General features: G+C 55.3%; 16 protein-coding genes and 1 riboswitch. Of the genes, 12 read left to right on the top strand and 4 right to left on the bottom strand.

Going from position 1 to position 21799, the window contains the following annotated elements:
* Window positions 1–4: 4 nt before the first annotated feature.
* The gene (locus J7413_RS14785; RefSeq protein ID WP_209099526.1) at window positions 5–1765 is read left to right on the top strand and encodes a sulfite reductase flavoprotein subunit alpha; all 1761 of its coding nucleotides are present in this window, start codon (window positions 5–7) and stop codon (window positions 1763–1765) included.
* Window positions 1766–2079: 314 nt separating this feature from the next.
* On the top strand, window positions 2080–2748 hold the full coding sequence (locus tag J7413_RS14780; protein ID WP_209099524.1) for a hypothetical protein: 669 nt from the start codon (window positions 2080–2082) through the stop codon (window positions 2746–2748).
* Window positions 2749–2981: 233 nt separating this feature from the next.
* On the opposite strand, the gene J7413_RS14775 is transcribed toward J7413_RS14780, so the two are convergent.
* Both J7413_RS14775 and J7413_RS14770 read right to left on the bottom strand, forming a co-directional pair.
* Window positions 2982–3740: an NAD(P)-binding domain-containing protein gene (locus J7413_RS14775; protein ID WP_209099522.1), complete on the bottom strand. Its 759-nt coding sequence runs from the start codon at window positions 3738–3740 to the stop codon at window positions 2982–2984.
* Between the two features lie 74 nt (window positions 3741–3814).
* Window positions 3815–4435: a TetR/AcrR family transcriptional regulator gene (locus tag J7413_RS14770; RefSeq protein WP_209099520.1), complete on the bottom strand. Its 621-nt coding sequence runs from the start codon at window positions 4433–4435 to the stop codon at window positions 3815–3817.
* Window positions 4436–4534: 99 nt separating this feature from the next.
* Between J7413_RS14770 and J7413_RS14765 the strand changes: the two genes are divergently transcribed.
* The 8 genes from J7413_RS14765 (at window position 4535) to J7413_RS14730 (ending at window position 17235) form a co-directional block, all read left to right on the top strand.
* Complete coding sequence (locus J7413_RS14765) at window positions 4535–6580, top strand: NADH:flavin oxidoreductase (protein ID WP_209099518.1); 2046 nt, start codon at window positions 4535–4537, stop codon at window positions 6578–6580.
* A 475-nt stretch (window positions 6581–7055) separates the two neighbouring features.
* Complete coding sequence (locus J7413_RS14760) at window positions 7056–8102, top strand: LacI family DNA-binding transcriptional regulator (protein ID WP_209099516.1); 1047 nt, start codon at window positions 7056–7058, stop codon at window positions 8100–8102.
* A 104-nt stretch (window positions 8103–8206) separates the two neighbouring features.
* On the top strand, window positions 8207–10267 hold the full coding sequence (locus J7413_RS14755) for an ABC transporter substrate-binding protein (RefSeq protein WP_209099514.1): 2061 nt from the start codon (window positions 8207–8209) through the stop codon (window positions 10265–10267).
* A 180-nt stretch (window positions 10268–10447) separates the two neighbouring features.
* Window positions 10448–11446 (top strand): ABC transporter permease, encoded by a 999-nt coding sequence (locus J7413_RS14750; RefSeq protein WP_209099512.1) that lies wholly within the window; start codon window positions 10448–10450, stop codon window positions 11444–11446.
* Window positions 11443–12576: an ABC transporter permease gene (locus tag J7413_RS14745; RefSeq protein ID WP_209099510.1), complete on the top strand. Its 1134-nt coding sequence runs from the start codon at window positions 11443–11445 to the stop codon at window positions 12574–12576. Before J7413_RS14750 ends, J7413_RS14745 begins: the two co-directional genes overlap by 4 nt.
* Window positions 12530–14275, top strand: a complete 1746-nt coding sequence (locus J7413_RS14740) for an ABC transporter ATP-binding protein (RefSeq protein ID WP_209099508.1) — start codon at window positions 12530–12532, stop codon at window positions 14273–14275. The genes J7413_RS14745 and J7413_RS14740 overlap by 47 nt, the downstream gene beginning before the upstream one ends.
* Before the next feature lie 52 nt (window positions 14276–14327).
* Window positions 14328–15695, top strand: coding sequence for an alpha-glucosidase/alpha-galactosidase (locus J7413_RS14735; protein WP_209099506.1), 1368 nt, complete (start codon window positions 14328–14330; stop codon window positions 15693–15695).
* Window positions 15696–15762: 67 nt separating this feature from the next.
* Window positions 15763–17235 carry a sulfatase-like hydrolase/transferase gene (locus J7413_RS14730; RefSeq protein WP_209099504.1) on the top strand — a complete coding sequence of 491 codons (1473 nt, stop codon included), beginning with the start codon at window positions 15763–15765 and terminating at the stop codon, window positions 17233–17235.
* A gap of 956 nt (window positions 17236–18191) precedes the next feature.
* On the opposite strand, the gene J7413_RS14725 is transcribed toward J7413_RS14730, so the two are convergent.
* Entirely contained in the window at window positions 18192–18407 is a 216-nt protein-coding gene (locus J7413_RS14725; RefSeq protein ID WP_209099502.1) for a DUF1127 domain-containing protein, read from the bottom strand.
* Window positions 18408–18651: 244 nt separating this feature from the next.
* Between J7413_RS14725 and J7413_RS14720 the strand changes: the two genes are divergently transcribed.
* Window positions 18652–19728 (top strand): Mrp/NBP35 family ATP-binding protein, encoded by a 1077-nt coding sequence (locus J7413_RS14720; RefSeq protein WP_209099500.1) that lies wholly within the window; start codon window positions 18652–18654, stop codon window positions 19726–19728.
* Window positions 19729–19934: 206 nt separating this feature from the next.
* On the opposite strand, the gene J7413_RS14715 is transcribed toward J7413_RS14720, so the two are convergent.
* Complete coding sequence (locus J7413_RS14715; protein ID WP_209099498.1) at window positions 19935–20435, bottom strand: DUF2244 domain-containing protein; 501 nt, start codon at window positions 20433–20435, stop codon at window positions 19935–19937.
* Window positions 20436–20680: 245 nt separating this feature from the next.
* Window positions 20681–20880: riboswitch (cobalamin riboswitch) on the top strand.
* A gap of 129 nt (window positions 20881–21009) precedes the next feature.
* On the opposite strand from J7413_RS14715, the gene J7413_RS14710 reads away from it, so the two are divergent.
* A complete protein-coding gene (locus J7413_RS14710) occupies window positions 21010–21795 on the top strand; it encodes a DUF4198 domain-containing protein (protein ID WP_209099495.1) in 786 nt (261 codons plus the stop codon).
* Window positions 21796–21799 lie beyond the last annotated feature (4 nt).

Below are 21799 nucleotides of genomic sequence, written 5' to 3'. Positions count from 1 at the left end.
AGATATGAACGCCCCCTATATTCCAGATGATGCGCCGTTTTCTGGCGAGCAACGCACTTGGCTTGGTGGATTTTTGGCGGGGTTGCACTCGCGTCTGTCCATCGGAGGAACGACGAGCGCAGCGACTGCGCCTGAACAGGTGAAGGCAAAGCCTCTGGACATCTTGTTTGGTACGCAAACTGGCAACGCCGAAGAGGTTGCCAATGATGCAGCAGAATTGGCCAAAAGCAAAGGTTTTGCGCCGCGTGTGACGGAACTTGACGCTGTTGAGATGGATCAACTGGCGGCAATGGAAAACGTGATTGTGGTCATCTCAACCTATGGCGAAGGTGAAATGCCAGATAATGCCGAACTCTTCTGGGAGGCACTCTCGGCAGAAACGGCGCCGCGTTTGGCGAACCTGAATTACGGCGTTCTGGCTTTGGGGGACACGAGCTACGAGTTTTTCTGTCAGGCGGGCAAGCTGATTGACACGCGACTTGAGCAACTTGGGGCGAAACGTCTGGCAGTTCGTGTCGATTGCGACATCGATTTCGAAGATGCCGCTGCAGAATGGTTGGCTGCGACGATCCCTGATGTAGATGATGCTGCCCCAAGCAAGACCGCGGCGCCTGAAACGAAGACCGCTACATCCAAAATTGAAAAATCAGCTTACTCACGCAAATCTCCCTTTCTGGCCAAAGTGGCGGACAACCAAATTCTCTCGGGTGCGCAGTCAGCCAAGGAAATTCGCCACATCGCGTTTGATCTGGGAGAAAGCGGAATGACTTACGAGGCAGGGGATGCCTTGGGAGTGATGCCGGTGAACGCGCCGGATTTGGTGAGTGGAATCATAAAGCGCTTGGGTGTTGCTGAAGACACCGACGTCGCCGGTCGAGATCAAGCGCTTGGTGCACTATTGTCAACTGGTCTGGAGATCATGACACCTTCACGTGATCTCATTCGCGCGCTGGAGCCGATGGCAAAGCATGACGAGTTTAGTCATGTCGTTGGCAATGGTGACAAAGAAGCGCTGGAGGCATTTCTTTGGGGTAAGGACACGCTTGATCTGCTCAACTTGAACCCAGATCTGGCACTGGATGTCGATGAGTTTGTCAGTTGGCTCAAGCCGCTGCAGCACCGGGCTTATTCAATTTCTTCAAGTCCAAAGGCCCATGCTGGTGAGGTCCACTTGACGGTTGCTGCAGTGCGTTGGAACTACAATCACCGCGTGCACAATGGTGTCTGCTCTACATTCCTTGCCGATCAGGCGCCAAAAGGTGCAACCGCCGGTATTTTTATGTCGCCAAACAAAAGCTTCCGCGTGCCGCAGGACAATGATGTGCCCATGATTATGGTCGGTCCAGGGACTGGTATTGCGCCGTTCCGCGCATTCTTGGAAGAGCGCCGCGAGCTTGGCGCACAAGGTGCAAACTGGCTGTTTTTCGGCGATCAGCATCGCGAAAGCGACTTCATTTATGAAGACGAGATCAGCGCCATGAGCGCTTCGGGTCTGTTGACGCGACTTGATCTTGCGTTTTCTCGTGATCAGGCCGAGAAAATTTACGTTCAAAATCGCATGCTTGAAAATGGCAAAGCACTGTTTGGCATGCTGCAGGATGGCGGGCATTTCTATGTCTGCGGCGATGCAACCAGGATGGCGAAAGACGTGGATCACGCCCTGCACCAGGTGATTGTCGATCACGGTGGCCTCTCACAGGAAGGCGCAACTGACTTTGTAAATACGCTCAAACGCGAAAAACGCTACGTGAGAGATGTTTACTAAGGAGATGGTCGAGGACTGAGTCAAAGATGTCTGAGTGCTGCACGGCTGACCGTTGTTTTAGAAAGCTGTCGCGGGAGGCCCCCGCAAGCTTGGCTGAGTTGCGTAGCCTTGTTGGAGTCACAGCACTCGGCCTAGATATGGAAACACTCGCGTTATTGGGCACTCAGTTCGATGACGCTTTGATTACAACGCGCAATGAGAGTGCTTTGATCTCGGGGCGGGGCGGATATGCGCCGTTCCAAACGACCGCTATGCCGTTTCGTATCAGTTCACGTAGGGTGTCCCTACGCCTGGATCCCGGAGCACCGCTATCGTTGAGCCGGAGCACTCTGAGTTCGGCTGCTCGTTTGCCCGGTAGCCTTGTGGCTGCAGGAGTGACGGGCACCATTCATCATCGCGTGCAGTTTGTGAAAGAATATGATGAGCGCGTTGCGCTCTCTTTGGATCCCGCCTCTTCTTGCCCCCCAGCGGGGGTAGAGCCAGAAGATACGGCAGCAAATGTAATCCCTTTGAATGCTGTTCGCCAAGCGCGTCTGCACTGGGATCGCAACGATGCCGGTATGCACTTGAACGAAATAATGCGCATGCAGGGCAGGGTGAGAAGGCAAAACCTGCCTTATCTCGGAGGCAATAGGGCCTGGCGAGTGTTGCCAGCCGTGTTGCCGAGCCTGCTGACATATCTCAAAGATCGCAAACGTGCGTTTGTCAGGATGGTACCGTCTGGCGGCGTTCTGCAGGCGCAGACGGGATCTATCGAAACGATTGCGACGCTCGGCAACTTCTGGATTGTGGGATGTGGCAGATCAATGTTCTCCATGGATCTTAATGCCGTGAAAGAAGTCTGGGTGACGGCTTCTGCATTGCATTGGCAACTGGAGCTCTACGATATGGATCAAAGGTGTTTTGCAGCCATGGCCGCCGATCCCTGGTCCGCTCCAACGGAATGGCGAGAGTTGCTGACATCGCTACCGCGGCTCAACTAGATGCGCTCTGCGTGCCTGTGTAACACCCATGCGCATTGGTAAGAGTTTGTAAATCAAAGACCAGCGCGATGAGGGCGCCGACGTGGCTGACCAAAATCGTATGATGGATCAAAATGGCACCTACGCAAAACCAATGCAGGCCCCGAAGACGTTTGCTCCACTCAGATCAGCCCCAAGCAGTTGGGATTTATGTTTGAGGAGAGGTGGTCTGGCGCACGGCGACTGGGGCCGGATCAAGAGCGGTTGAGGCGTGCGGAGAGCACGTTGAGCCCATCGATCAGTTCGTCATAGGTCCCTTTGTCAGCCATGAATTCGCGCAATTGTTGGTTCAAGCCTCCTGGCGTGTTGAGCGACGACACCAAATTTGACATGACATTTGGTGTCGCTATGGGCTCTGCCATGATAGAGCCACCGATCAAAAGTCGAAGGAACTGTTCTGCAGAAACTGGGTCTTCCGTTTTCTCACCCAGCCAATCGACACTGACTGCCATGAGCTTTGCAACCACTGAAAGAAGCGCTTGCGCCGCTAGAAACTCATTGAAATCTGCTTCTGATTTCATAGGGATAACGGTGTTGGCACGACCATAGAGCTTTTCTGTTGTGGGGGACTTTGGATAAGTCAGCAGAGGTGACCCCCCTTGAGCGATCGACGGAAACGGGATTACGATTGCTTCAAATGTCGCCGGCGCCACAAGTTTGGCAATTTTCTCGGCAGGCATACCCACCATGAAAGAGAGAACTGTCTGATTTTCGCGAAACGCCAGACCTTCGAGCAGAGCGTCAGCAACCTCGGCTGTGGTGCCTAGGTAAACAACATCACATGTGTCCAAGAGCGCTTGGTTGCTTGCGACCGTTACGTTTTCATGGCTTTCGGACATGCGCGTCGCATTCGTTTTGCTGCGTTCGCTTACAATGATGTCATGGCCGTCTTCCACCAGACCTTGCGCACAAGCCAGAGCGATGGTTCCAAAACCTAGGTATCCAATTTTCATTTGTGAATGCCACCTTAAACGTATCAGTTATTCTTAAGCTCTTTCGGCCTACTTGGGACGCAACAGACGCAACATTACTTGTCTCTGTGCCGGTCATGAAAGGCTGCGATGTCCTCTTGCGAAGGCGCTTCTCCTGCAAAGAGTTCAACATAGTATTGCACGCGCCTCAGACGTTCGTCTGGGTCTTCTTGTATATCCATTGAGAAGTAACCCGTCTGCGTGCATATAACTGTCGCGCCGCGAACCTGAGCCTGCTCAGGGGTGTAGCCGTGGCGTAGAAAAACCGCAGTGACGGCTTTAATTCGGTTGTGGTCCACCGCATCTAATCGTTGCTTGATAGCCGTACTTTTGCGTGCCCAGTCGCGTATAGCCATGTCTAAATCAGCGTCAAAAAGTGTCGGGTCCAGCCAGCAATCAATCAGATTGAACATTGCTTGGCAAAGATTGTCGGCGGGCATTTCACAGCGCTCAATGATGCTAGAAGTGTTCGTGACTTCCCAATGTTCAGCCATTGCGATGTGAAGCTCCTCAAGATCTTTGAAGAACCAATAAAACCCCGTGCGCGATAAATTCAGATGACGGGAAAGTGCCATGATGTTCACACCATCGATGCCGCGGGTGACAAGGAGTTCATTTGCACCTGCAAGCCATAAGTCTCGTGAGCCGCGTTGCTTCGGGGGAGCTGATTTTGACATTCCCTACAAATATCCTTCTTGACAGATGTGTCAAGAACAGCTGAGGGTAAACTCGACACAAGTGTCAAGATAGCCTTCTGCCAGACGACGAGCACCACAATGTCCAAAGATCCTCTTCTTCAACCTTATCAACTCAAACATTTGACGTTGAAAAACCGGATCATGACAACCAGCCACGAACCGGCATATCCCGTCGACGGGATGCCGAAAGAGCGATACCGCGCCTACCATGAAGAGCGTGCAAAAGCTGGGGTCGCTCTGGCGATGACCGCAGGATCCGCGGCTGTGTCAAAGGATAGCCCGCCGGTTTTCAACAATATCTTGGCATACAAAGACGAGGTGGTCCCTTGGATACGGGACCTCACTGATAGCTGCCACGAACATGGCTGTGCCGTGATGATTCAATTGACCCACTTGGGGCGCAGAACCGCTTGGAATAAGGGAGATTGGTTGCCATCTGTGTCGTCTTCCAAACATCGTGAACCGGCGCATCGGGCGTTCCCGAAGTTGATCGAGGACTGGGACATTGAACGCATCATTGGTGATTTCGCAGATGCAGCAGAGCGCATGCAAGCTGGGGGCATGGATGGCATTGAATTGCAGGTCTATGGCCATCTGTTAGATCAGTTCTGGTCGCCACTCACCAACGACCTGAGCGGGCCCTATGGCGCTGATACACTGGAAAATCGCCTGCGCTTCCCGATGGATGTGCTGGATGCGATCCGCAAGCGTGTTGGGGAGGACTTCATAGTGGGGTTCCGCTACACCGCCGATGAGGCGCAGAAAGGGGGCATCACCGAAGAGGAGGGGATAGAGATTTCCAAGCGATTGGCAGCGACCAACAAACTGGACTTCCTCAATGTCATACGGGGCCGCATCCATACCGACCCCGCAATGACCGACATTATCCCCGTTCAAGGGATGGCAAATGCCCCGCATCTTGATTTTGCGGGCCGTGTGAAAGCCGCGACGGGCATGCCGACCTTTCATGCCGCTAAAATTCCCGATGTGGCGACCGCTCGCCACGCCGTTCAGGCAGGACTTCTGGATATGGTTGGCATGACGCGCGCCCACATGGCCGACCCACATATCGTCCGCAAGATTTCTGAGGGACGCGAGCACGATATCCGGCCATGCGTGGGCGCCACCTATTGTCTGGACCGCATCTATCAAGCAGGTGAGGCGCTTTGCATTCATAACGCGGCAACCGGGCGGGAACTTACGATGCCGCATGAAATCGCTGTTGCCAGACAAAAACGCCGCGTTGTTGTCATTGGCGCCGGACCAGCTGGACTTGAGGCGGCACGCGTCGCCGCAATGCGTGGCCATGAAGTCATTGTGTTTGAATTGCAGCCTGACCCGGGCGGTCAAATACGTCTCATCGCCCAGACCCCGCGCCGGCGAGAGATGATGGCAATCATCGACTGGCGCATGGCCCAATGCGCAGCACACGACGTGGTTTTTAGGTTCAACACTTGGGCAGAGGTCAATGATATCATTGAACTTAATCCAGACGCCGTCATTGTGGCGACGGGCGGATTGCCAAATACGGAACTCTTTGAAACCGGGACTGATGCAAAACATATCATTACCGCATGGGATCTGATTTCCGGAGATATAAAGCCTGCGAACTCCGTTTTGATTTACGATGAAAGCGGAGATCACGCAGCTTTGCAGGCCGCAGAGCTGGCAGCAGCAGCCGGCAGCAAAGTAGAAATCATGACCCCGGACAGAACTTTCGCTCCAGAAGTGATGGCGATGAACCTCGTGCCATATATGCGCGCGCTGCAGGACAAGGATGTCACATTCACAGTCACGCGAAGGTTGCTTGGTGTAGAACAAGCCGGCAATCGACTGAACGCGCTGATCGGTACAGACTACAGCGACCATGTCGATACAAAAGAATACGACCAAGTTGTTGTGAACTATGGCACATTGCCTTTGGACGATCTTTATTTTGACCTAAAACCATTCAGCACAAATCTCGGCGCTGTCGACTATGATGCATTGATTGATGGTGCGCCACAAAAGGCGTTGCGTAATCCGGATGGGCTTTTCCAGTTGTTTCGCATCGGCGACGCCGTTTCTGCCCGAAACATACATGCCGCCATTTATGACGCACTAAGACTGGTAAAAGATATTTGAGGATCCAAACCATCCTCAGCTACCTGGTACTAATTTCAGCAGACCAGTAATTCGACTCTCTAAATTATTACATAACACACATTATGGGATTTATTGAGGAGCTTACTTTTAAGCAGAAAATTCTGTCGACGATAGCTACTTGATAAAATCAAAGATGATTGCAGCCTGATCCAAAGCGTAAGCCTTTGCTCATGATGACCTGCAATTTTTTAGGACACCTTCGGAAGATCTCGACACCGTCGTGAAACTCTCTTTGTCCACCGACAGATATCTGAGACACTAAGTCAATGCCCCCTTGCCCCTTTTGGCATCGCCCCCAACTAGGCCTGAATTCTCACAAACGCTCCAAGGGCGCGCGTGCGAGCGTCAGAACGTCAACAACCTGTTAGTACCGCGGATGCGCCTGAAACACCCACGATGATGGACCAACGTAAACATTTGCTCTAAGGATGATTGCTGGACTTCTTATGAGCAAATGGGGATGCGTGTGAAATCGTCGGGGACGGGAAAGGTGACAAGCAGCGAGGTTGCCCGAGCAGCTGGCGTCAGCCGGACGACTGTGTCCTTTGTGCTCAACGACAAGCCCGGTTCCAATATAAGCGCCGAAACCCGAGCGCGTGTGCTTGAGGCGGCCCGACAGCTGGATTATGTACCTGATGCGAATGCGCGCAATCTGGCAACTGGCAAGACGCGGACCATCGCTCTTGCCGTGCACAAACCCTCGCCTCATGCCTTTGCTGATACCTATTTGTCGAGTGTGCTCTCAGGCCTCGTGCGCAAGGCTAAGGAGGCCGGGTTCCGCATTGTTCTGGAGTTGACCGAGGAAGACTCCGAGGTTTCTACCCTTGCAGCCTTGGTACGTAGCGGCGCGGTGGATGGACTGATTGCAACCGGCTGGCAGGGTGAGGAACCCTTTGAAGAGGTGGGCTTGTCCGCAAATGATCCGGTGCTGTTGCTCAGCGAATGGCCGTTTGAACGCTTTAGCAATATTTCCGTCGATCTTGTCGGCGCTCAGCGCAAAATCGTAAACGCTGCACTTGCGGCCGGGCACCGACAGTTTGGTTGCATCCCCTATGTGCCCTTCAAAGAGTCGGTTTCGGAAAAACGCCGGTTCGAGGATTTCAAAAACCAACTTGCCTCCGCAGGTGCCGAATTGCTCCCGGGTTGCGTGGAAGCTGGGGATCTGACCGTCGAAAGCGGCAGGCTGGCAATGAGACGCATTCTGGAGGCGCCAGTGCGGCCAAGCGTGGTTTTCGGCATGAATGACACGATGGCCATCGGGGCGATCAAAGCGGCACAAGGAGCTGGTATTTCCGTACCCGAAGACATTTCGGTGATCGGTTTCGAAGGCCAGGCGATCACCGAATATCTCGATCCGCCAATCTCAACGGTGAAGATTCCGTGGATAGACCTCGGTGAAAAGGCCGCTGAGATAATGCTTCATAAGTTGAGAAACCCGGAAGCAGAACAATCAAGACTCTCAATTGGCTCCGAGCTACAACTTCGCAGATCCCTTATCTAATTTATCTTCTCTACGTCGCTGTATTGACAAAAAACTGTTACTAACGCGCTTTACTAACGCGCGATAGTGCTGTTTCGTAAGTTCAAACACAGGGAGAGAGAAACATGATTCACGATCGTTTAGCAGTGGCCAGCACGGCCATAGCGCTTGTGATGGGATCGGCTGGTGCCGTTGCAGCGGCAGACTGCAAGCCCGTCACAGATGCCGATATGATGGGCATGGCCCCCGGCGCAAATCCTCAGCAATATGACCTTATCGAATTCGAGACAGCCGGCGACTGTACCCTGACTTTCTCAGGCAACCCAGAGATGGATGCGCTAAATGCAGAGATCGCGGGCAATGGCAACCTGCCTGCCGTAGCGGATCGTCTGCCCAGCGAACCTTTGGTTCTAATCCCAAATCAAAACGTCGGCACCTACGGTGGCACAATGAACGCGCTTGCCAAGGCGCCAGAAAGCGGCACCTCTGACATGCTGTCCTGGCGACATGTGAACCTGGTGCGTTTCTCAGACGACCTGCAAACGATCGTTCCCAGCGTCGCCAAGAGCTTCACTTGGAACGAGACAGGCACAGAAGTGACGTTCGATCTGCGCGCAGGTCACAAATGGTCTGATGGTGCGCCGTTCACAGCGCAAGACATCGTGTTCTGGTATGACTCCAACAAGCTGAATACCGAGCTTTACTCGGAGGTGCAGTCAAACTGGGTTTTCGGTGGCGAGCCGATGAAAGTCGAGGCGTTGAGCGACACAAAGGTGAAATTTTCCTTTGCGGTGCCAAACCCGAACTTCCTGACATTCTTGGCAACCACCTGGAAGCAGCCTTTCTTGCCTAAACATTTTCTGGCCCAGTTCCACGGCGATTTCAACGAAAACGCCGATGCTCTGGCAAAGGAGCGCGGGTTTGACACTTGGGTAGAACACTTCCAGTTTCTGGCCTGCGGCTCGGACTGGAAAGACTGTCCGACGCCTTTGATGCGAGACTCGAACGCGGTCACGATCCCAACGTTGGAAAGCTTTATCACCACGGTCGAAAATCAGACCGAACGGACATATGTGGCCAACCCTTACTTCTTCATGGTCGACACGGCAGGCAACCAACTGCCCTATCCAAGCCGCTGGAAGGAAACATGGACGCGTGATCGTGAGATCATCAATCTGAAAGCTATTCAGGGTGAGTTTGACCTGAAAGCTTCGGGCCTCGAACTGGTAGACTACCCTCTGCTGATCGATAATATGGAGCGCGGCGACTACAAGGTCAGCTTGGCATCCACTGGGGCTGGGTCGCATATGACCTACACAATGAACTTTGGCCACAAAGACGAAGTTCTGCGTGAAGTCTTAAATGACGTGACCTTCCGGCAAGCTTTGTCACTCGCGATCAACCGGGCAGAGGTCAACGAATTGGTTTATCTGGGACAGGGGAAACCGGCCCAGTGGTTGCCAGCAGATCACAATTCGCACAGCTTGGTGACAGAGAGCGACATGCAGCATATGGCGGCTTTCGATCCGGATAAGGCCAACGAAATGCTCGACAGCATTGGTCTGACCGAAAAAGACGCCGAAGGTATTCGCCTGTTGTCTGATGGGCGCCCGCTGGTTCTGCGACTCGATTTCCCAGCCCAGGCTGGGCCAGCGGAAGTTCACGAACTGGTGCGCGATTATTGGTCCGCCGTGGGTGTTCGGCTTGAACTGAAAGAGGTTTCGACCGAAGTCTTCCGTGCTCAGGCCGAAGGCAGCAACCATGATATCGCCGTCTGGGGTGGTGGTGGCACCGATGCGGTCGGTGTTGTCTCAGGGCTCTCCAACACCCGCATGGCACCTCCGTTCCGCGAAGGTCATGCCGTGGAATGGCAGAAGTGGTTGCAATCCGACGGCGCGGAAGGTGTCGAACCAACCGAAGATGCCAAACGCGTCTATGAGGTTGTGGAAGATCTCTACTTTAGCCCGATCGGCAGCGACAAACACCAGAAACTGGTTCGGGAAATGGTTGACCTGCACAAAGACAACACCTGGCTGATTGGCATTGTTGGTGACGTGCCTGACCCGCTTCTGGTGCGCAACCGCGTTGGCAATGTGATGGCAGAGACGTCAGACTTCGTGGCTTTCTCTTTCTATCGCCACCATGCCTACAAAGCCTATCAATGGTATCTCAAGGACGGAAAATAGCATCATCTAAGGACTGTCGAAGGACAGGGGCCACCTGCCCTTCGACAGCATTTTCGGCGGGTGAAACCACCCGCCTAATCTAGATCCGCAACCTCGCTTATTGGGACAGGAGCGCGTCACACTGGCCGCGTTAAATGGCACCTGACGCCTTCGCTTAGACCCCCAGACAGGATAAAACCCATGCTAGGCATGATAGTCTTCCGGACATTGTCGATGTTCGTCACTCTGGCGATTATTTCGGCGATTGTCTTCTTTTTGATCTCGCTCCCACCCGGGGATTTCGCGGAATCCGTGGCGCTTAGTCGTTCTATCAATGGAGAGCCTGTAACTCCGGAAGACATTCAAATTATGCGCGAACGCCTGCATCTGAATGAGCCGCTGCTCGATCGTTATATTTGGTGGATCAAAGGTATTTTGACCGAAGGCGACTTCGGCATGTCGTTCCGCTACATGACCCCGGTGACCGATCTAATCGGCGAACGAATGGGACTGACCGCGCTCCTACTCGTGCTTACGCTTTTCATCACCTACATCATTGCGATCCCAGTCGGCGTCTTCTCCGCGATCTACCAATATTCGCTGCCTGACTACATCGTCACTTTCCTTGGCTATCTGGGTCTCGCAATCCCGAACTTCCTGATGGCGCTCGTGCTGCTCTATTTCAGCACTGTGGTTCTTGGCATCGAAGGGGTTGGATCGGTCTTTTCACCCGAATACCAGAACGCGGTCTGGAGTTTTGGAAAGGTCATCGACCTGCTTCTTCATCTTTGGGTTCCCGCCATCGTGCTTGGCCTTGCGGGGACAGCTGGCGGCATCCGAGTGATCCGCGCCACAATGCTTGACGAACTGAACAAGCTCTATGTCACCGCAGCCCGTGCGCGCGGCGTGCCAGAGCGCCGGGTGATCTGGAAATACCCTGTGCGCATCGCTCTGAACCCGGTGATCTCAACGCTAGGCTGGAACCTGCGTGATCTGGCGTCCGGCGCGCCCGTCGTTGCCATCGTGTTGAACCTGCCCGACATCGGCCCGCTATTTTTCCAAGCTCTGCTCGATCAGGACATGTTCCTTGCTGGAACGCTCGTCTTGTTTCTGACCTCGCTGACTGTGGTGGGGACGTTCTTGTCGGATCTACTCCTGGCCTGGTTTGATCCGCGCATTCGGAAAGGGGTGGTGAAATGAGCCAAACTGAAACCGATCCCATCGTTCGAGAAGACGCGGCCACCCAAGCCATCGATCAGGCCAGCCAGTGGCGGTTGATCTGGTGGCGATTCCGCCATCATCGGCTGGCGATGATCGGGGCCTTTGTCCTGAGCGCGCTCATCACGCTTGCGGTCTTTGCCGATTTTATCGCGCCTGTCGCGCCGCATGACCGGGACACGTCATATGTCCTCGGCCCGCCGATGGTGCCCAAAATCCATGACCAGAACGGCTTTGGATGGCCTTTTGTCCACGGTCTGCGAAACGAACGCGACCCGGTCACCTTACGGATGATCACTGCGCCCGACCCAGAGGTCCGTCGTCAGGTGGTGCTATTTGCCAAGTCTGAACCCTACAAGATGTGGGGCGTGCTTTCATTGGAGCGGAAACTGTTGGGGCTGTCGGATGGCACGAAGCTGCACATTCTGGGCACTGATAACCTCGGGAGAGATGTCTTCACCCGATCGATTTTCGCCCTGCGGGTCTCGCTTTCGGTCGGTGTGGCCGGCGTCTTGATTTCCTTCGTTCTCGGCCTGCTGATCGGTGGGCTCGCAGGGTATCTGGGCGGCAGTACCGATTTTGCAATCATGCGCGCCATCGAGCTGATCATGTCGATACCCACCCTGCCCTTGTGGATGACACTGGCGGCCATTGTTCCTAAGGAATGGACTGCAATTCAGGCCTATTTCGCCATCACTATCCTGCTGGGCCTCCTCGGCTGGACAGGTCTGGCGCGGGATGTGCGCAGCAAGATCATATCCCTCAGGGACGAGGATTACGTGGTCGCCGCACGGCTCTCAGGGGTCAGTGACTGGCTGATCATCCGTCGTCACCTGCTGCCAGCAACAACCAGTTATGTGATCGTGTCGCTGACATTGGCGTTCCCGGGGATCATCCTTGGTGAAACCGCGTTGAGCTTCTTGGGCTTTGGCCTGCGCCCACCCGTGGTCAGCCTGGGTGTGCTGCTGGAAAGCGCTCAGAACATCCGCACCATCGCCCAGAGCCCATGGGTCATGTCGCCGGTGATCTTCGTAATCTTGATCGTACTGGCGTTCAGCTTCCTCGGTGACGGATTGCGCGACGCCGCTGACCCCTACTCCGACAAGGCTTGAAGTCATGAGCACCCCACCTATCCTTTCTGTGCGCGACCTGCGGGTCAGCTTCACCGGTCAAAAGGGCCAGCGTATTGTCGCCGTCGACGGCGTATCATTCGATCTGATGCCGGGCGAGATCCTTGGGATCGTCGGCGAAAGCGGTTCCGGCAAAAGTGTCACCGGCCAGGCGATCATGCGACTTCTTCCCAAAAACGCCACTGTAGAGCACGGTCAGACTCTGCTCTACCCGGGCACGCAGAACGAGATCGACACCTCCACTCTGCCCCCCGCCAGTCGCCAAGCCACATCCCTGCGTGGCAAGGCAGTAAGCGTGGTGTTTCAGGAGCCGATGGCCGCTCTGTCGCCGGTGCACACGATTGGCTCCCAAATCATCGAAGCTATCCGCATCCACCGAAAGGTCTCGCAACGTAAGGCGCGAAAAATTGCCATCGACCTTCTGACTCAGGTGCGGATTAACGAACCTGAACGGCGTATAGATCAGTATTCTTTTGAGCTTTCAGGCGGAATGCGCCAACGAGCGATGATCGCCATCGCGTTGGCCGGCGATCCAGACATTCTGATCGCGGACGAACCGACCACCGCGCTGGACGTAACCACGCAGGCACACATTTTGCAGCTTCTTAAAGAGATCCAGTCCGAACGGCACATGGCGGTGATCTTTGTCAGCCATGACTTGGGCGTAATCGCCCAGCTCGCCGATCGGGTGGTCTCCATGTATCAAGGCAAAGTCATGGAGACCGGCACCGTCAAACAAGTGTTTGAAGCGCCGACCAACTCTTACACTCAGACCCTTTTGGCCGCGGTAAAGGGGCTGGATACCCCGGTGCGCGTACACACAGAAAACGCGGTTGAACACGCCAACGACCCGATCTTGCGGGTGCGCAACTTGCATACCGAATTCACCATTCCAACTGGTTTCATGCAGAAGCCTAAGATGTTCAAGGCCGTAAATGGCGTCAGTCTCGATATCGCGCGTGGCGAAACGCTGGCATTGGTGGGGGAAAGCGGCAGTGGAAAGACCACGTTCGGTCGATCGATCCTACGTGCCATCAATCCGACAAAAGGCGAAATTACGTTTCATCCGTCAAACGGGGACACCTTCGATGTCACTCAGGCATCCCGAGCTGAAATGCTCCCATACAGACGCTGGATGCAGATGATTTTTCAAGATCCTTTTGCCTCGCTCAGTCCCCGCATGACCGTGCGCAATATCATCGCCGAACCGTACCGCGCGATGATCGGCGAAGACGGGCTTGAAGAGGCGTTAAAGGAGATCACCGAACGCTGCCGGATCAATCCTGAGTGGCTGAGCCGCTATCCCCATGCGTTCTCTGGTGGTCAGCGTCAGCGGATAGGCATCGCGCGCGCCTTGATCACGCGACCGGAGCTGGTGGTCTGCGACGAGGCTGTTTCAGCGCTTGACGTTACGATCCAAGCCGATGTGCTGGAGCTCTTGATGGACCTGCAGCAGGACCTGGGCCTGACTTATCTTTTTATCACGCACGACATGAGCGTTGTGCGCCATATTTCGGATCGCGTCGCGGTGCTCCTCAAAGGGGAGCTCGTCGAGATTGGAAGCGCCGATGCCGTGCTGAATGCGCCGCAGAACGATTACACAAAACGCCTTCTGGCCGCAGTGCCCCATGCCGACCCCGAACAACGGATGTTCGACAAGGGCCGTCTTGCGATCGGGTAACCTAAACAGCTCGCTCGCATGGGGCGGGCCTTGAAACAGACAAGGACAACAAATGACTCAACGCGCCACTCCTCCAAAAATCGCCTTCATAGGGGCCGGTTCGACCGTGTTCATGAAAAAGATCGTGGGTGATGTTCTGATTTCCAAGGAATTGGCGGGCGGCCATGTGGCACTGATGGACATCGACGCAGGCCGCCTGTCAGAATCTGAAGCGGTCGTGCGCAAGATGATGGCGACGCTCGAAAACTGCACGGTCACGCTCTCGACCCATGATGCGCTTGCGCCAGCGCTTGATGGTGCCGATTTCGTGATCCTCGCATTCCAAATCGGCGGCTACAAACCCTGCACTGTTACCGATTTCGAGATCCCACAGAAATTCGGTCTGGAGCAGACCATTGCCGACACACTGGGTATTGGCGGCATCATGCGCGGCCTGCGCACCGTGCCGCATATCTGGCAAGTTTGCGAAGAAATGCGCCGCAGCTGCCCCGATGCGTTGTTGATGAATTACGTTAATCCGATGGCGATCAACACCTGGGCGGTGACGGCGAAATACCCAGACATAAAATACGTAGGCCTCTGCCATTCGGTGCAGGGCACGGCGGCTGAACTGGCACGCGATCTGGATATTCCGTTTGAGGAAATGTCCTATCGCACCGGAGGCATCAACCACATGGCGTTCTTCTTGGAACTCGACCGGGTTGCCAAAGATGGCACCGTTACCTCACTCTACCCGGACTTGTTGGCGGGCTACGCTACTGGGCGCATTCCTAAACCCAGCTCTTGGAACCCACGTTGTCCGAACCTTGTGCGATACGAGGTGATGAAGCATCTCGGATATTTCGTCACAGAGAGCTCAGAGCACTTCGCGGAATACGTGCCTTGGTTCATCAAACCGCACCGGCCTGATCTCCTTGAAAAGTTCCAGATTCCGCTGAACGAATACCCGGTGCGCTGTGAAGAGCAGATCGCGCGCTGGAAAGAAGAATATGCCCAGCTTGAAGAAATGGCCTCCATCGAAGTCAAGCGCAGCAAAGAGTTTGCAGCCTCTATGATGGAAGCCGTCTGGGGAGGCGATCCAGTCGTGATCTATGGGAACGTGGCCAATGTAGACGGCCTGATCCCTCAATTGCCCGAAGGCGCCGCCGTCGAAGTGCCTTGCCTCATGGATGCAGCAGGCATGCACCCTGAGGCGGTTATCGACCTTCCACCGCACTTAATTGCACTGATGCGGACCAATGTTTCAGTACAGGAACTCACTGTTCACGCGCTGATGACCGAGGATCGTGAAGCGATTTTCCATGCTGCCTTCATGGATCCGCGCGCCGCAGCGACTCTGCCACTTCATGAGATCCGCGAAATGACCGAAGCGCTGCTCACGGCGCATGGCGATTGGCTGCCCGCATGGTGCCACGGCTAAGCACAGATTTGTCGGCGTCCCCTTTTGAGGCGCCGACAAACATCTGAGACAAAAGAAGAAGAAAACGATGACGAAACCCAAGCGTAACATTCTGATGATCTACGCGGATCAATGGCGGCCCGACATGTTCGGAGCGACAAAATCCTTTACACCACACTTAGACGAGCTGGCGCGCCAAGGGGTTTCATTTTGCCGCCACTATGCTCAGGCGCTGCCGTGTGCGCCCTCTCGGGCGAGCCTGTACACAGGACTTTATGCGCCTCAGCATAAGGTCACCAACAACGCCGCACTCTTCGGTGCCGAGTTGAAGACACTTGGCCACTACCTTCGCAATGCGGGTTATGTGCCGACGCTTTTTGGGTATACCGATACGGTTCTTGCTCCGGATCATCCTGACGCAGATCCCGACAACCGCTCAAAATACTCTATTCTCCCGGGTATGGTAGAAGGATGCCACCAGCCCGATGACAACCCTCAACACTGGCTGAAACACCTGGCTGACAAAGGCTATGACACATCCTCGCTAGAGCAGGTTTATGGGCCAGATACCTCACAACCCAATGCAACCGGTGGTGCAGCGGGTGAGCCTGCGCGCTATGCGGCCGAAGACAGTGATACTGCCTTCCTGACCTCGCGACTGATGGATTGGGTGGCAAAGCAAGATCAGGGATGGTGCGGGATGCTCAATTTCCTGCGGCCACACCGGCCGACCATTGCGCCTGCCCCCTATAATGCGCTGGTCGATCCAATGGATCTTCGCGCGCCGGTTCGGTCAGCGACAGAGGCAGGCGACGCCGCAACCCATCCCTACATGGAACAGCTGATCGCAACGGGGAATGCTCCGCGAAAGGTGCATCAGGATCTGTCGGGCCGTATCGCAGAGGTGGACGAAAAGGATTGGCGTTCGATTCGTGCAATTCACATGGCGCTGATGGCCGAGATTGATGCCAATGTTGGGCGACTGTTTGAAAAGTTGAAAGAGAACGGCGTGTGGGAAGATACGCTGATCCTCTTTTCCAGCGACCATGGCGAGATGATGTTTGATCACCACATCTGCCAGCAGGCATCATGGCATGAACAATGCGCGCGACTGCCCTTGGTGGTCTTCGATCCACAGAGCCAGGCACCTGAGGTGGCGGGCCGCAAGGTTGATGAGCTTACCGAGTCGATCGACACAATCCCCACACTTCTTGACCTGCTGGAGCTGAACATCCCTGAGACTCTGCCGGGCCGTTCCTTGGCGGGTTTCCTACAAGGTGAGACACCCAAAGTCTGGCGCGATGCGGTCTTTTGGCAGTTCGATTATGGCGGGGCGGTGGATCAGGCGTATCTTGACCGGTTTGACATCGATCGTAGTGATTGTGTGATGTCAGTGGTACGCACCGAAACCCATAAGCTGGCAGTTTTCCCTGGCACACCTAATGTGCTCGTCGACCTTACAAAAGACCCTGACGAGATGCAGAACTTGGCAGGAAGGCCTGAATATGCGGCAGTGGAAGCCGCGCTTCAGACCCGGCTCGACGACTATCACAGCAGATAAGCCGATCCACGACCTGCACCCGCCCGAGCGCTCCTTCATCGCCGTCGCCCAGTGACGCTGTGATGGCCTCGGGTTGGCTTGGTCGGCGCCGCCGTCTTCTGCGAAACGGTGCCAAGACGTTGGACGGCTTCCCTCGTCCTAAGTCCAGCCAACTGGCTGTTTTTACGCGGGTTTATCTCGCCCAAATGTCTCATGATTTTGAGTTGGGTCAGCGACATGGAGTGGCAGGAATACGAGGCATGCACGGCCCCTGCCCCACGCGCACCATCGAAAGCAGACGTTCTTCGCCTGAAGTCTGCGCGATCGCGACTGAGAGCTCTTGCAAAGCAGTCGTTTTCAGAAATTCGCACCTATAGGCTCACCTCCAAAGCAACGGCAAACGCCCGCCCTATGGAGCGGTTTGGGTTTGCGACAGTGCCTTGAAGGGAGAAGACAGCGGCGACATCAGGGAGGAGGAGAGATGTCGCCGCGCTTCACACAAAACGCTCAGGGAGGAGGAGAGAGCGTCTTGATATCGGTGAGCCTGCGGCTCGAATTATTGCAGCGGCAGCACCAGGGAGGAGGAGAGGTGCTGCCGCTCTAGTCACAAGAGCTCTCAGGGAGGAGGAGAGAGAACCCTTGATCTCGTTGGGCTTTCGGAGCCCGGAATTCTGATGCGACGACACCAGGGAGGAGGAGAGGTGCCGTCGCTCTAGTCTCAAGAACTCTCAGGGAGGAGGAGAGAGAGAGCCCTTGATTTCGTTGGGCTTTTTGTTCAGCCCGAATTTTGTTGCGACGACGCCAGGGAGGAGGAGAGGCGCCGTCGCTTTATTCAAGTCTCTCCAGGGAGGAGGAGAGGAGAGACTTGAGCTCTTTGGGCCATCGGGGCCCGTTGTTCGCCGCGACGATACCAGGGAGGAGGAGAGGCATCGTCGCAGAATTGGAAAGCCTGAGGGAGGAGTGGCTTCCCAAGAAACTTATGCTTCGCGGCTGGCTTCGATGGCCAGGCGGCGGATCATGGAGCGGCTCATGCCAAGATCGCTCAGTTCGCGATTGGAAAGAGCGCTCAGCTCGTTGTATGTTGTGCGGTACACGCGGTACTGACGAAAGCGCTCTGCCAGGGAGGCAAAAATGCCAGAAAGGCCGGATGCCTTCGGTGCTGCCACTGCGGCGCTGTTTGCTACGTATGCCATAATCGTTACTCGCTGGTGTGAGTGTTATCGTTCGCTTGATGAGGGGTATATGGGATCATGCTGCGGACGCACAATGGCTTCCTTCGCAAACCAGTTATGCATCTATGGAATATCGTACGTTACGTAACGGCACGGTGCACAATAATTGGGCAAGATGCCGTAAACCTTGAAGAAATGTTAAGGAATCCTTAGGTGAGACACGGAAGAGTATCCGCATTTTGCACTTGCAGCATAGGAGTTGAGCATGCCCGTCACCAAAGAAGATGTGCAGGGGGTGTTGTCCAAGATCGCCTTACCTGATGGGGGCGATTTGATTTCGCGGGATTTCTTGCGCGCGTTGACAATTGATGGCGATACGGTGCGCTTTGTTCTTGAGGCGCCCAATGCAGATATAGCACGACTGATGGAGCCGTTGCGCAAGGCGGCGGAAGCGTCCGTTGCGCAGTTGCCCGGTGTGGCAAATGTACAGGTTGCATTGACAGCCCATGACAGTGCCCCTGCCCCCAAGAAAGCCGCGCCCAGTCTGAAGATTGGCGGCCATCCCAAACCCCAGGCTGGGCCAATGAAAGTGGCCGGTGTCCAACGCATTCTAGCAGTGGGATCTGGCAAAGGCGGTGTGGGGAAATCGACTGTGTCCTCCAACCTTGCTGTCGCGCTGGCGAAGCAAGGGCGCAAAGTGGGTTTGCTGGATGCAGATATATATGGCCCCAGCCAGCCGCGCATGATGGGGGTAAACAAACGCCCGGCAAGCCCGGATGGGAAAACCATTATTCCACTGCAATCTCATGGCGTTACGATCATGTCGCTCGGCTTTATGCTGGAGGAAGACAAACCCGTTGTCTGGCGTGGGCCGATGCTTATGGGGGCGTTGCAACAAATGCTGACACAGGTTCAATGGGGCGAACTTGATGTTTTGATTGTGGACCTGCCGCCCGGTACAGGTGATGTGCAGCTGACCCTGTGTCAGAAAACAGAGCTGACCGGCGCGATTGTGGTGAGCACACCGCAAGACGTGGCCCTGCTAGATGCGCGCAAGGCGCTTGGCATGTTTGATCAGCTGAAAACACCAGTCTTGGGACTCATTGAAAACATGAGTCTTTTCCACTGTCCGAACTGTGGGCATGAGTCCCATATCTTTGGGCATGGCGGCGTGGCCGCAGAGGCAGACAAGCTGGGCGTTCCGCTGCTCGGTGCCCTGCCAATTGATCTGGACACACGCCTTGCCGGAGATGGCGGAACGCCAATTGCCGCCGGAAGCAGCGATATGGCGCAGGCTTATGCACAGATCGCGCAGGGTTTGATCAAGGGCGGGATGGCCTAAGCGATCGCCTGCCCCGCGAAGATCATCGCGACAGCTTTGTGCAGGTGCGTTAACGTTTCAACGCAAGTTTAAAGCCTGAAAAAAACGTGTCGGTATTGCGTCGGTATCACGACTGTATTGCGGAGGTGCAATTTCGCACCCCCGCAAAAAGCAGCACCGTAAACGCAACGCGCGCAGCAACGCCAAATCCTGCATATGATTCTACCCTATTGCTGCGTCGCAGCGCGATCTGCGAGAAAATCGCTCAGCTCGACATACAGCGTTTTGCGCTCATCCTCTGTCAGAAAGCTGCCAATCTCAACGGTGCGCCCATTGCCGGAAAGCGTGACGTAGTGCGGCACCGGCCCGCCATGAACGTGCATCTGCGTGCGCGCCCAATAGATATTGCAAGACCATTCTGAGGCCGTGCCGCTGGCGGGTTTGTGTGAGAGATGAAGCGTGTCTGCGGCCAAGGACAATGCCTCGAACACATCGCCGTCCTTGTAGGACTTGCGCAGGCCATACCACAGGCCCCAAACCATCAGCAGAATGAAGGGCAAAATGCCCCAGAACAAGACTGTGCCAATCAAGCCGTAGAGTGGGATGGTGCCTGCAGTGAACGCAAACAGCACAATGGCTGCAAAGCCACGATGTGGCAGTGAGCGGTGCGGCCACAATGTGAGCACCGGTTCATCGGCCTCTGAAGCATCTGCCCAACGGTGTGGCATCTGGAAACGTCCCTGGCATAAAACAGATCCTGCGGCACTTGACAGCGCCCGCTGGCCCTACATTGAAAGAAGGGGCGTCCCTGCATCAAGAGCCATGATTGACGCAGCATCACACGTCGCTGTGACAATGCAGGCAAGCTTGCCTGCGACCGATCAAACTTTGGAGCAGTCAAAGGGCTGCGATCTTTCGTAATTGTGTGCAGGTTCGTCGCAATCTGGCATTGACCGGATCTCATTGTATCTGGCAAGAACGCCGCATGTTCGGTTCCGGGATACCCCGGAAGCAAAAGGGAATGCAGTGCGGCCTGTATTTTGGGCCAAGTCTGCAACTGCCCCCGCAACTGTAAGCGGCGAGCACGGCTGATTGCGCCACTGGGCAACCGGGAAGGCCAGTTCGTGTTTGGACCCGCGAGTCAGGAGACCTGCCGGACTGGTCGCCTAGTATTTGGCGGCCGTCATCGGCGACGGGGTGCGCGCTGGGTCCGCTTGTGTGTTTTGCAACCGGTTCTGCGTGCCCTGAAGTCACACTAAGAAATGCGCCGGGGTAGGCGCGACGTGATAGGGACCAAAATTTATGAAAAAATTGCTGCTGGCGGCCACAGCCGCTCTGACCATCCCAGCGATGGCACAGGCACATTTTCTTTTGGAATATACTGAAGACACTATGATTGAGCGTCCGGGTGATGTGCCTGTGAAGCTGATTTTCTGGCACCCCCATGAGGCGGGTCATGTGATGACGCTGGAAAAGCCGGAAGAGTTCTTTGTGATCCACAACGGCGAAAAAACCGATCTGATGGGCACTCTGGAAGAGACCACCTTTGACGGCCCAGACAACAGCGCGAAAGCGTTCAACGGCTCTGTGCCTGTGAAGCGCTCTGGCGACTATGTGGTCGTGACCGTGCCTGCGCCTTATTATGAAGAGTCTGAAGACATCTACATTCAGCAGATCACCAAGACCTATCTGAACCGCAACGAGCTGCCGACAGACTGGGATCAGCCGCAGGGTCTGGCGACAGAAATTCTGCCGCTGAACAAGCCTTACAACATTGTTGCGGGCTCCACCTTCACCGGGCGTGTTCTGAGCGAAGGCCAGCCTGTGGCCGGTGCGGAGATTGAAATCGAGTACATGGCAGCAGAGCCTGAGATGGAAGGCACCGGCGCGAAAGCGGCCACCGTGTCCCCTCTTCCGGGTGGCGCGATTGTCGCGATCTCCGATGACAACGGCTATTTCTCCTTTGGTGTGCCAAAAGCGGGCTACTGGGGTTTTGCTGCGCTGGGATCCGGCCCTGCGACAGAGCATGAAGGCAAAGAGCTGAGCCAAGACGCGGTGATCTGGATCCGCGCCTGGGATCTGGAGTAAGCCT

The sequence above is a fragment of the Shimia sp. R10_1 genome, from assembly GCF_017744095.1.
Taxonomy (GTDB): domain Bacteria; phylum Pseudomonadota; class Alphaproteobacteria; order Rhodobacterales; family Rhodobacteraceae; genus Shimia.
The sequence above is the reverse complement of the archived record's forward strand: the minus strand, read 5'-3'. Positions and strand labels throughout refer to the sequence as shown.

Excerpts from the sequence above, each read along its gene's own strand:
- J7413_RS14785 (WP_209099526.1), top strand. The coding sequence starts at position 5 with ATGAACGCCCCCTATATTCCAGATGATGCGCCGTTTTCTGGCGAGCAA.
- J7413_RS14775 (WP_209099522.1), bottom strand. The coding sequence starts at position 3,740 with ATGAAAATTGGATACCTAGGTTTTGGAACCATCGCTCTGGCTTGTGCG.
- J7413_RS14770 (WP_209099520.1), bottom strand. The coding sequence starts at position 4,435 with ATGTCAAAATCAGCTCCCCCGAAGCAACGCGGCTCACGAGACTTATGG.
- J7413_RS14765 (WP_209099518.1), top strand. The coding sequence starts at position 4,535 with ATGTCCAAAGATCCTCTTCTTCAACCTTATCAACTCAAACATTTGACG.
- J7413_RS14760 (WP_209099516.1), top strand. The coding sequence starts at position 7,056 with ATGGGGATGCGTGTGAAATCGTCGGGGACGGGAAAGGTGACAAGCAGC.
- J7413_RS14755 (WP_209099514.1), top strand. The coding sequence starts at position 8,207 with ATGATTCACGATCGTTTAGCAGTGGCCAGCACGGCCATAGCGCTTGTG.
- J7413_RS14750 (WP_209099512.1), top strand. The coding sequence starts at position 10,448 with ATGCTAGGCATGATAGTCTTCCGGACATTGTCGATGTTCGTCACTCTG.
- J7413_RS14745 (WP_209099510.1), top strand. The coding sequence starts at position 11,443 with ATGAGCCAAACTGAAACCGATCCCATCGTTCGAGAAGACGCGGCCACC.
- J7413_RS14735 (WP_209099506.1), top strand. The coding sequence starts at position 14,328 with ATGACTCAACGCGCCACTCCTCCAAAAATCGCCTTCATAGGGGCCGGT.
- J7413_RS14730 (WP_209099504.1), top strand. The coding sequence starts at position 15,763 with ATGACGAAACCCAAGCGTAACATTCTGATGATCTACGCGGATCAATGG.
- J7413_RS14725 (WP_209099502.1), bottom strand. The coding sequence starts at position 18,407 with ATGGCATACGTAGCAAACAGCGCCGCAGTGGCAGCACCGAAGGCATCC.
- J7413_RS14720 (WP_209099500.1), top strand. The coding sequence starts at position 18,652 with ATGCCCGTCACCAAAGAAGATGTGCAGGGGGTGTTGTCCAAGATCGCC.
- J7413_RS14715 (WP_209099498.1), bottom strand. The coding sequence starts at position 20,435 with ATGCCACACCGTTGGGCAGATGCTTCAGAGGCCGATGAACCGGTGCTC.
- J7413_RS14710 (WP_209099495.1), top strand. The coding sequence starts at position 21,010 with ATGAAAAAATTGCTGCTGGCGGCCACAGCCGCTCTGACCATCCCAGCG.